This window comes from Microcystis sp. M144S2, from assembly GCF_020246065.1.
In the GTDB taxonomy this organism is placed as follows: Bacteria; Cyanobacteriota; Cyanobacteriia; order Cyanobacteriales; family Microcystaceae; genus Microcystis; species Microcystis ichthyoblabe_A.
On record NZ_JADBTR010000164.1, the window covers coordinates 1 to 6,493 of the forward strand.

9 protein-coding genes and 1 pseudogene are annotated in these 6,493 nt (G+C 37.5%); 9 read left to right on the plus strand and 1 reads right to left on the minus strand.

The annotated features are described in order from the left end of the window. From IM462_RS18800 to IM462_RS18840, 9 genes and pseudogenes are all read left to right on the plus strand, one after another. Window positions 1-421, plus strand: a 421-nt coding sequence (locus IM462_RS18800) for a Uma2 family endonuclease (RefSeq protein ID WP_287699869.1), incomplete at its 5' end; no start/stop codon positions are given. Window positions 422-482: 61 nt separating this feature from the next. Then, window positions 483-1,541 carry an NAD-dependent epimerase/dehydratase family protein gene (locus IM462_RS18805; protein ID WP_287699870.1) on the plus strand — a complete coding sequence of 353 codons (1,059 nt, stop codon included), beginning with the start codon at window positions 483-485 and terminating at the stop codon, window positions 1,539-1,541. 12 nt (window positions 1,542-1,553) lie between these two features. Then, window positions 1,554-2,378 (plus strand): transketolase, encoded by an 825-nt coding sequence (locus tag IM462_RS18810; protein WP_287699871.1) that lies wholly within the window; start codon window positions 1,554-1,556, stop codon window positions 2,376-2,378. Beyond that, the gene (locus IM462_RS18815) at window positions 2,375-3,286 is read left to right on the plus strand and encodes a transketolase family protein (RefSeq protein WP_079205998.1); all 912 of its coding nucleotides are present in this window, start codon (window positions 2,375-2,377) and stop codon (window positions 3,284-3,286) included. Before IM462_RS18810 ends, IM462_RS18815 begins: the two co-directional genes overlap by 4 nt. Before the next feature lie 4 nt (window positions 3,287-3,290). Next, window positions 3,291-3,668, plus strand: a complete 378-nt coding sequence (locus IM462_RS18820; protein ID WP_079205997.1) for a GtrA family protein — start codon at window positions 3,291-3,293, stop codon at window positions 3,666-3,668. After that, complete coding sequence (locus IM462_RS18825) at window positions 3,668-4,600, plus strand: glycosyltransferase family 2 protein (protein WP_287699875.1); 933 nt, start codon at window positions 3,668-3,670, stop codon at window positions 4,598-4,600. Before IM462_RS18820 ends, IM462_RS18825 begins: the two co-directional genes overlap by 1 nt. Window positions 4,601-4,726: 126 nt before the next feature. After that, window positions 4,727-5,189 (plus strand): annotated as a pseudogene (locus IM462_RS18830) (helix-turn-helix domain-containing protein); the annotation flags it as partial. A 243-nt stretch (window positions 5,190-5,432) separates the two neighbouring features. Next, entirely contained in the window at window positions 5,433-5,663 is a 231-nt protein-coding gene (locus tag IM462_RS18835; RefSeq protein WP_287699872.1) for a hypothetical protein, read from the plus strand. Between the two features lie 74 nt (window positions 5,664-5,737). Then, window positions 5,738-6,130 carry a transposase gene (locus IM462_RS18840; RefSeq protein ID WP_287699873.1) on the plus strand — a complete coding sequence of 131 codons (393 nt, stop codon included), beginning with the start codon at window positions 5,738-5,740 and terminating at the stop codon, window positions 6,128-6,130. Here the strand turns inward: IM462_RS18840 and IM462_RS18845 are convergent. Then, window positions 6,110-6,493 (minus strand): transposase family protein (locus tag IM462_RS18845; RefSeq protein ID WP_287699874.1); only part of this gene is annotated, 384 nt, incomplete at its 5' end. The genes IM462_RS18840 and IM462_RS18845 overlap by 21 nt on opposite strands.

Consider the following 6,493-nt stretch of genomic DNA (forward strand, 5'->3'; position numbering starts at 1 on the left):
CGTCCTAGAGTTTATCTCGGAAACCGAAGGGGGTGAGTATTCCATCAATCCTCACTATCCCTATGGAAAATGGTATTTTTACGAGCAAATCTTACAAGTACCTGTCTATGGAATTTTTCAGCCAAAAACCGGAGAATTAGAAATTTATCGATTGAATCAAGGAAGGTATGAACAACAAAAACCTGATGAAAACAATCGTTATTGGATAGCAGAGATTAACTTATTTTTGGGAGTCTGGCAAGGAACCAAAGCTGAATTTACTACTAATTGGTTGCGTTGGTGGGATAAGTCGGGCAATCTGTTATTATGGGGGAGTGAACGAGTCGCACAAACTGAATATCAACTCGAACAGGAGCGAATGTTATGGCAAAAATTAGCTGAAAAATTAAGAGAATTAGGCGTTGAACCAGAAACCTTGTAGGAGACTTGTCAAATGCTGATAAAATCATGGAAGGAATCTTGGTAATGATTCGGGGCTGAAGATGCAACCTAACCTAACAAATGACTTAAATCACATTCTTGCCCATACTAAAACCCTGTGGGAGGAATTGCGGGGACAGCGGATATTTATTACCGGAGGTACAGGCTTTTTTGGCTGTTGGCTTCTGGAAAGTTTTATTTGGGCTAATGATCAGCTAGACTTAAAAGCATCGGCAGTGGTTTTAACCAGAAATCCTGATAGTTTCAGGCAAAAAGCTCCTCATTTAGCCAATCATACCGCTATTCAATTCCATAGCGGTGATGTTAGGTCATTTCAGTTTCCTAAAGGGGAGTTTTCTTATATTATTCATGCGGCAACGGATGCAAGTTCTCTAGTACATCAAGAGGATCGTCTTTTTGTCCTAGATACTACAGTACAAGGGACTTGGCGAGTGCTAGATTTTGCTAAAAATTGTGGCACAAAAAAATTATTACTAACTAGCTCAGGAGCAATTTATGGTCAACAACCCTCAGATATAAGTCATATTCCGGAAAGTTATCAAGGGGCGCCCGATGTGAGTTCTCCTAACTCCGTTTATGGAGAGGGAAAACGACTCGCAGAACTCTTGAGTGTCTTGTATGCTCAGGAGTATAATATAGGGGTAAAAATTGCCAGGTGTTTTGCCTTTGTCGGTCCCTATTTACCTTTAGGTGAATCTTTTGCCATTGGCAACTTTATCAAGGACAGTTTAGAGGGAAAAACGATTCATATTAAAGGAGATGGAACCCCCTATCGTTCCTATTTATATGCTTCGGATTTGATGATTTGGTTATGGACTATATTATTTAAGGGTGAGTCTTGTCGTCCTTATAATGTGGGTTCAAATGTGGAAATCAACATCAAAGATACCGCCTTAGCAGTGGCGGAAATTGCTGGACACCCTAATTCTATCACTGTTGCTCAAGAACCAGTTGTAGGTCAACGGATTGCCAGATATGTACCCGCTACTGACAGAGCATTAAAAGAATTAGGACTCAAGGCAACCGTTGATTTATCTACAGGGATTAAAAAAACCCTTGCATGGTATCCACAAAGACTAACACAAACTGATAATCATTGAGGGGTTTAACTCATGAAATTTCAAGGAAATCAACTCCGCCAAACCGTTCTGAGGATGGCCTTTGCTGGTTCAACTGTTCATATTGGCTGTGCCTTTTCTATTATCGAGATTCTCGCAGTTCTCTATCGTTCTTACCTAAATCTAGGGAATGGTCAACCGGAGTCCCCCGGCAGAGATTATTTAATTCTCAGTAAAGGTCATGGAGTAATGGCTCAATATGCTTGTATGTATGAGTTAGGCTGGCTAACAGATAAGGATATTGATAATTACTTTGGGGATGGTACAATTATTAAAGGGTTGTCTGATGCTCATGTGCCTGGTTTAGAAGTAAGTTCAGGGTCTTTAGGGCATGGTTTATCTGTGGGTGTTGGGATAGCGTTAGCTAGTAAAATTAAAGGAACCGGACAGCGTTGTTTTGCCCTTGTGGGGGATGGAGAAATTAATGAGGGGTCGATTTGGGAAGCCCTACTTTTTGCCTCTCATTTTCAACTATCTAACTTGTTAGTCATTGTAGATGCTAATGGTTATCAAGCGATGGGCACTACTCAAGAAGTGATGAATTTAGGTCAAATTGCTGATAAGTTCCGGGCTTTTGGTTTTGACTGTCGAGAAGTAGATGGTCATGATGAAAAGGCATTAGATCAGGTCTTTCAAGAATTATTAGAACTGTCTTCTTCTTGTCCTAAAGCTGTTATCGCTCACACGGTTAAAGGGAAAGGAGTTTCTTTCATGGAAGATAATAATGTTTGGCATTATAGCCGCTTAAATCGAGAAATTTATGCGCAAGCTAAAGCCGAATTAGAACCTCAAGTTTACAAGGATAAATTAAGTTTATGAGAAACGCTTTTTCAGATGCTTTAGTCAAATTTGCTTTAGGAGATGAGCGAGTTCTGTTATTAACCGGGGATCATGGTTATGCTTTATTCGATGATTTTCGTCAGGCTTGCCCTAAACAATATATTAATGCGGGGGTAGCAGAACAAAATATGGTAGGGGTGGCGGCAGGACTTGCTAAATCGGGGTTTTTCCCGGTGGTTTATGGTTTAAGTTCTTTTGTGCCGATAAGAGTTCTAGAACAAATTAAGTTAGATATTTGTTATGAACAATTAAAGGTTTTATTGATTGGGGATGGTGCTGGAGTGGTCTATAGTAGTCTGGGTTCTAGTCATCAGTCTACCGAAGATATTGCCGCTTTAAGAGCTTTACCTAATATCTCGATTCTCTCCCCAGCAGATGCCTCCGAAATGACTCAATGCCTGAATTGGGCTTTTAACAGTGATGGAGCGGTTTATTTACGCATGGGTAAGGCAGATTTAGGGGTAATTCATGAGACTTTACCTCACCTTGAGCCAGGTAAACTTCACCCCGTTAAACCAGGCACCGGCAACCTTGGATTTTTGGCGACAGGTTCGATGGTTAAAACGGCCTTAGAAGTGGCTCAGGAATGGAATAATAGTGGGGTGTGGAGTGTTCCTTTTATTAAGCCTCTTGATGTCCAGCAAGTGATAGAAATTTGTCAGCAATATCAAGCTATTGTGGTGATGGAAGAACATTCTATCTATGGGGGTTTGGGTTCTGCTATTTCTGAAATTGCCAGCACCTATCATCCCAGTTGGATTTGTCGCATTGGTATTGAAGATCGATTTTCTCAATTTTGCGGAACTTATCAATATTTGATGCAAGAACATCGGCTAGATGTTGCCTCAGTTAAGGAAAAAGTTAGAAATTTTATGTCACGATTGTAGAAAAATGTATCTAATCAAAAAAAGCAAATCTGTTAGATTTTTGTTAGTGGGGGTAATTAATACCTTATTTGGGTATTCGGTGTTTGCCTTGCTGTTTCGTCTAGGATTAGATGAGCGCTATTCCTTACTTATCGCTACTATTTGCGGGGTATTATTCAACTTTAAAACTATCGGAGGGATCGTTTTTAAAGACCAAAATAATCGACTACTAACTCGCTTTATTGGTGTTTATTTAGTGATTTACTTATTAAACGCTGAATCCTTACGAATTGTTAAGATGCTAGGAATCAATATCTTAGTGGCACAAGCTATCTTAGTATTGCCTCTAGCAATTGTTTCTTATTTCTTGAATAAAACCTTTGTTTTTAGAGGAAGTAGATGATGAAAAAAATTACGATTATGACTCCTTGTTATAATGAAGAAAAGAATGTTGAAGACCTTTACTTGCGGGTTAAAGAAGTCTTTCATCAGTTACCTAACTATGAGTATGAACATCTTTTTATCGATAACGCTTCCCAAGATAAAACTGTAGATGAATTAAAAAAAATTGCTCAAAAAGACTCCAGGGTAAAAGTCATAGTTAATGCTAGAAATTTCGGACCCGTTCGTTCTGGTTACTATGGTATTCTTCAGTGTTACGGAGATGCGGTTATTTTTATGGTAGCAGATTTGCAAGATCCTCCCGAATTAATCCTAGAATTTGTCAAGAAGTGGGAAGAAGGCTATAAAGTTGTTAAAGCGGTTAAAACGCCGATGAAAGAAGGATCTTTTTTCTATTTTGCTAGACAAATTTTTTATTATTTAATGGACAATCTTTCGGATATAAAAGTTACTAGAAACTTTACAGGTTTCGGTTTATACGATCAGAAAGTCATTAATGTTCTACGAGAGATTAACGATCCCTATCCCTATTTTAGGGGACTCATTGAAGAGTTGGGTTTTGAAAGTTTCTCTTTTGAGTATCAACAACAACGGCGAAAACGGGGTATTAGTAGTTATAACTTCTATCGATACTATAGCGAGGCGATGCTGGGTATTACCAGTCACTCCCAAGTTCCCCTGAGACTGGCCACCATGTTAGGCTTTGCTTTGTCCCTCTTGAGTTTGCTAGTGGCGTTAGGTTATTTAATGGCCAAATTGTTGTTCTGGGATTATTTTCCTTTAGGAACCGCACCAATCATGGTCGGACTATTTTTAATCGCTTCGGTGCAACTATTTTTTATCGGTATTATTGGGGAATACATTGGATTAATGCACATGAGAATTTTAAAAAGGCCTTTAGTTGTCGAACGAGAACGAATTAACTTTCAGTGAGTGACTGTATTTGTTATACTAACTTAATCTTGGAGGACAATATATAGCGATTCCATTTGAGACATAAATAGAGCTTGCTATGGTAAAATAGAAAAGTTCTGCCAAGAAATGAAATAAAAAAAGCAAATGGAAACCAATCAAAATGAAAGAGAAAGACAAATAGAGCGTTTAATCAACTTTATAAACAAACAGTAATGGAGAATCGAGACATGGAGAAATGGAGACTCGCGAGAGATGAAGAGAGCCTTAGCAGTAAAATTGGCTCTACAGGGTTATGCCTAAAAAGCGATAGAAAATATACTAAATGTATCTCAAGGTTATGTAAGTAAATGGAAAAAAAGATTTATCAAACAAGGAATACAAGGACTAAGACTAGGTTACAAAGGAGCCAAAACAAAGCTGACTAAAGAGGAAGAAGAAGAGAACAATAAAATGGTTATTATGCCAAGAATATTGGGATTTATCAGAACTATAAATCTATTTAATAGAAGAGTATGATGTAGTATTTGAATCAAAAGAAAGTTACTATAAGATTTACAAAAAAGCGAAGATAACTAGACAGAAAGCCGAAAAAGTAAACCCAAGAAAAGTTCCTCAGTGGGCAGAAAAAGCCTTAGAAAAAAGATTAAAAGAAAAGGAAGGATTTGATAGTTATGGGGAAATTTGTGAATGGTTATAGGAAAAATTAGGGATAGAAGCCAAGTACAAAACTGTACACAAATTAGTATATTATCGGCTAAAAGCGTCTCCAAAAATAGCCAGACCAAAAAGCCTAGAACAATCAGAAGAAAGGTTAGAGGATTTTTAAAAAAACCTCCTAGAAAATTTGGCAATGCTGAGTTGGGTGGCGATAACAATGATGAGTAATACAGGAAAAATTCGCTTTTTATGTGAAGATGAAACTCGTCTGGGACTGAAAACAATCAGCGGTAGAAAAATAACAGCAAAAGGGGTAAAACCTTACGGGAAAGTGCAGGGTCAATTTCAAGCAACCTATATCTATGGCAGCAATTCTCATTTTGAAACGATTTTGCGTTGTTTCAGCGATCTAGAGATTCGTTAAGAATTATTAACCCCTCTAGGTGCAAGGGCTTTAATGTCATGAAACCTTAAAATGAGAATTGCTGTATCTATGGGGTGGTAGAGCCGAAGACAGGAGAGCATTTTTTTTACGAATTCACTTATTTAAACAGTCAAGGTTTTCAAATATTTTTAGAATTAGTTTCTGAATATTTTGCCGATAGTATTTTGATAATACAGTTAGATAATGGCAGGTTTCATAAGGCAAAAAACCTGAAAATACCTGACAACATTATTCTCATGTTTCAGCCACCACATTGCCCAGAATCTAATCCAATTGAACAGATTTGGCAATATCTAAAAAAAGGATTGAGATGGAAACTACCTAGAGACTTAGAGGAATTACGTTTGTTAATTGGTCAACGACTCGAAGAAATGAACAAAGAGGTAATTGCTTCAATTGTTGGACGAGGTTATATTCTGGATGCTCTATCTGTAGTTGGTATTTAGAGAATTGGTATAAGAAGCTGCTACACCTATCTCTGACTCATAGTTATAAATAGCCGCCAACAGGTTAACTCTTAAACTATATCTTCGACGACGATTCCGATATTTACAGGATAAGATTTTCAAGATTTTGAGTTTCCTATAAATAGGTTCAATGATAATCCTTTCTTTGGCTAAAGCCTTTTTATAATCTTTTTCTAACTCTGTTAATTTTCTATTTTTCGGTTTCTTTTTCGGTGTATAACTATTACTATGGTATGCAGCTATTCCCTGATAAACACTGTCTTCTCTGCTGGTAGTTAAAGGATGAAAACGAACTTGACTTTTTTTAAATAAACTAAAATCATGACCTCTACCTTTCCCACA

Bases quoted from the DNA above. Each gene is read 5' to 3' on its own strand.
- IM462_RS18805 (WP_287699870.1), top strand. From the start codon at position 483: ATGCAACCTAACCTAACAAATGACTTAAATCACATTCTTGCCCATACT.
- IM462_RS18815 (WP_079205998.1), top strand. From the start codon at position 2,375: ATGAGAAACGCTTTTTCAGATGCTTTAGTCAAATTTGCTTTAGGAGAT.
- IM462_RS18810 (WP_287699871.1), top strand. From the start codon at position 1,554: ATGAAATTTCAAGGAAATCAACTCCGCCAAACCGTTCTGAGGATGGCC.
- IM462_RS18820 (WP_079205997.1), top strand. From the start codon at position 3,291: ATGTATCTAATCAAAAAAAGCAAATCTGTTAGATTTTTGTTAGTGGGG.
- IM462_RS18825 (WP_287699875.1), top strand. From the start codon at position 3,668: ATGAAAAAAATTACGATTATGACTCCTTGTTATAATGAAGAAAAGAAT.
- IM462_RS18835 (WP_287699872.1), top strand. From the start codon at position 5,433: ATGCTGAGTTGGGTGGCGATAACAATGATGAGTAATACAGGAAAAATT.